Source organism: Microcystis sp. M_QC_C_20170808_M3Col, assembly GCF_007095505.1.
In the GTDB taxonomy this organism is placed as follows: domain Bacteria; phylum Cyanobacteriota; class Cyanobacteriia; order Cyanobacteriales; family Microcystaceae; genus Microcystis.
In genome coordinates this window covers 1-3,602 of the sequence record NZ_SFBY01000103.1, presented here as the reverse complement: position 1 = coordinate 3,602, position 3,602 = coordinate 1, and the positions used below count along the sequence as shown (strand labels likewise).

The 3,602-nt window shown below is 38.1% G+C and carries 3 protein-coding genes and 1 pseudogene; 3 read left to right on the top strand and 1 reads right to left on the bottom strand.

The features are described 5' to 3' along the window. From EWV84_RS05205 to EWV84_RS05195, 3 genes and pseudogenes are all read left to right on the top strand, one after another. A partial coding sequence (locus EWV84_RS05205; RefSeq protein ID WP_287076895.1) for a calcium-binding protein occupies positions 1–459 on the top strand: 459 nt, incomplete at its 5' end. Positions 460–670: 211 nt separating this feature from the next. After that, positions 671–1,636, top strand: a complete 966-nt coding sequence (locus EWV84_RS05200) for an o-succinylbenzoate synthase (RefSeq protein ID WP_287076893.1) — start codon at positions 671–673, stop codon at positions 1,634–1,636. Beyond that, a pseudogene (locus EWV84_RS05195) lies at positions 1,612–2,951 on the top strand (2-succinylbenzoate--CoA ligase); the annotation flags it as partial. The gene EWV84_RS05200 and the pseudogene EWV84_RS05195, both read left to right, overlap by 25 nt. A gap of 139 nt (positions 2,952–3,090) precedes the next feature. Here the strand turns inward: EWV84_RS05195 and EWV84_RS05185 are convergent. Further along, positions 3,091–3,602 (bottom strand): RNA-guided endonuclease InsQ/TnpB family protein (locus EWV84_RS05185; protein WP_287076891.1); only part of this gene is annotated, 512 nt, incomplete at its 5' end.

Sequence of the window (3,602 nt, the reverse complement as noted above, 5' to 3'; positions counted from 1 at the left end):
AATATAGCTAGTAGTCTAGCGGTTTCTGCTAACGTCCCAGAACCCATTATCGGGTCATCAAACGATGATATTATCACCGGTACTGCGGACAATAATATTCTAATTGGTGGCTTAGGTAATGATACCCTAACAGGGGGTGCAGGTGGCGATCAATTCACCTTCAACAACCGCAATGAAGGGATTGACACAATTACCGATTTCCTCTCCAGTCAGGGGGATAAAATTACTGTCTCTGCTGCGGGTTTTGGCGGTGGTTTAGCCGCAGGAGTTGCGATTACAGCCGCTCAATTCGTGTTAGGAACAACTGCATTAAATGCCAGCAATCGCTTTATTTATAATACAATCACTGGAGGACTATTCTTTGATGGGGACGGGACAGGTACACTAGCAGCTATTCAAATTGCAACTCTCAGTTCTAAACCGACTCTTACCGCCTCTGATATAGTTGTATTAGTTTAAGGTTAATTCTGTGTTCTCTGTGGTTTTGATTGGACTAGAAAACGGGTTTCTTGAAGAAACCCGTTTTCTGGACTTTAAGACAAAAAAACGTTTCGCTCACAAACTCTATAAAATTGAGCTGCAGCCTTTGACTGATTACTGTTTACTGATCACTGAAAGGTTTCCTATCTCAACTAGAAAATTAATTTTTCACGACTACTTATAGTTAATCATGTATTTCTGGCAATTTCGTGTTTATCAGCGTCCTTTGCTGCGTCCCCTACAAACCCATCACAGACTATGGCAAATTAGGGAAGGAATTATTATTCGCTTAGAAGCTGAAGATGGACGTATTGGATGGGGAGAAATTGCTCCTTTACCTGAATTTGGTTCAGAAACATTATCGGCAGCAATATTATTCTGTCAAAGTCTCGAAAATCCCCTATCAATAAATTCAATTTTTTCTATTCCTGAACAATTTCCCGCGTGTCAATTTGCCTTTGAATCAGCTTTAGAAGATTTAAGTATAGAAAATAAATCAAAAGAAATAGAAACGAAAAATTATAGTTATTTATTACCCACTGGTGCGGCAGTATTTCCCTGTCTGGATGATATTTTAGCTTCTAATCAAACTAATACTTATAAATGGAAAATTGCAGTTAATTCTCTCAAGCAAGAGTTAAACTTATTTGAAAAATTAATTACCCGATTACCCAGGGAAATTAAATTGCGTTTAGATGCCAATGGGGGATTAAGTATTGCTGAGGGTAAAATCTGGTTAAAAATTGCCGATGAATCTAAAATAATTGAATTTATCGAACAACCTTTACCCCCGTCTAAATTGGCAGAAATGTTGCAATTAAGTCAAGATTTTACCACAGGGATTGCTTTAGATGAATCCGTAGCCAATCTTCGACAAATAGAGGAATGTTATCAACGGGGATGGCGAGGAATTTTTGTGATTAAACCGGCTATTACCGGTTCAATACAAGGGTTAAGAAATCTCTGGGAAAAATATCCCTTAGATTTAGTATTTTCCTCCGTTTTAGAAACTAATATCGGCAGAAAATCCGCTTTACGTCTAGCACAAGAATACCCCCGAAAGGAGCGAGCTTTAGGTTTTGGTGTGCAACAATGGTTTAATAATAGTGAACCCGATTGGTTAGAAAAACTGTGGACGACATCAGCAAACAATTAGCATATCTCAGTCAAAAAGACTGGTTATATGGATACAATAGCCAAAAATTTTATCAATTATATCAGTCCTATTCTCAGCAATTTATCGCCGCAGATAATCCTCGATTAACTATGCTGCTTGCTGAAGGCAATCCCCTTAAATTCTTAGCTATATTCTTGGCTGCCGTCAGTGCCAAAAGTTGCCTATTTCTAGCTAATCCCGACTGGAAAAATAACGAATGGCAACAGGTTTTCTCTCTGATGCAACCCGATTATATTTTTGGCGAAAATATCAAGGTTTTTAAGCATAGTTATACTCCTGTTAATCCTGTGACTAATTCTCTGATGATACCCACGGGAGGAACCTCGGGAAAAATTCGCTTTGCTATCCATAACTGGTTAACCTTAACTGCTTCTGTTAAAGGTTTCTCTGAATATTTTCAAGTCAAGCAGGTTAACTCTTTTTGCCTATTGCCTTTATATCATGTTAGTGGTTTAATGCAGTTTCTCAGAAGTTTTTTAACGGGGGGAGATTTTGCTGTTATTCCTTACCATAAAATCAAACAAAAGCGCATAAATAATCTCAATCTTCAAGATTATTTTATCTCCTTAGTCCCCACTCAATTACAATTCTTTCTCGAAAATGATCCTCGATGGTTAGCCAATTTTAAAACAGTTTTACTAGGAGGTTCCCCTGCATGGCCATCTTTACTAGAAAAAGCTAGAGAATATAATATTTCTCTGTCTCCCACCTATGGAATGACGGAAACTGCCTCACAAATTGTCACTCTTAAACCAGAAGATTTTCGACGAGGAAATAATAGTAGTGGACAGCTATTACCCCATGCTCAGATAAAAATTAATCCCGATAACCAGAAAATTATTATTGAAGCGAAATCTTTATTTTTAGGCTATTATCCCCATCTTAATCAAGCAAGCTACTTCGAGACCGATGATTTAGGTTACTTCGATGAAAGTGGTTATTTATATATCATTGGCCGCGATAGTCAAAAAATAATTACCGGAGGAGAAAATGTTTATCCTTTTGAGGTAGAAACTGCCATTAGACAAACTAATTTAGTTAAAGATGTGGTGGTTTTAGGATTGCCAGATTCTCGATGGGGACAGGTAATTGTGGCTTTTTATGTACCCGTTAACTCTCAGATATGCCAGACAATTATTCAATCCCAGATTAAGGATAAATTAGTCAATTATAAACTGCCGAAACATTGGATAAAATTACCAGAGATACCAAAAAGTCCCCAGGGGAAGATTAATCAAACTACTTTAATTAAATTAGCTGAAACTTGTTTTACACCGAGTCAAATTCTCGACGGTACTTAACCAAACCTTGCACTCCTGTTAAACAATCAATCCGTAATTCTAAAACCATAAATACCTCCTCTGGGACGGGATACTCACAGGTTGACACTCCCGTCGCGCTCATGCGAGGGATTCTTGGTTCACTGAGTTTCCTTAATCTGGCAGGACGTATCCAACCAAACCAGAGGGAATCTCACGCCGGCGCGTATTAGTTTCCGTGTGTCCCACGGTACTTAGTCCTCTTTTCAGAATGTTGATAGCAGCGTTAATATCTCTATCTTCTACATAGCCACAGTGAGGACAAAGATGGGTTCTTGTAGATAGAGATTTAGGTACTTTTTGACCACAATTAGCGCAATTTTGACTGGTGTTATGGGGAGCTACTGCTACCGTGGCCTTACCATATTTAAAGCCAAAATCTTCTAACCATTGCCGAAAAGTTGACCAAGCCACATCATTAATAGATTTAGCTAGTCTAGAGTTTTTTACCATGCCTTGAACATTTAAGTTGACCTGAGCGATAAAATCGTTAGATTTAATGACGCACAATGCCTCTTTTGAGCCAAAGCCTCTACGTTGCCTACTTATTCTTAAATGTTTTCTAGCATACCTCTTTCTAGCTTTTTGGTAGTTGTTTGATTGGGGTTGACCTTTTCTAAACTTTT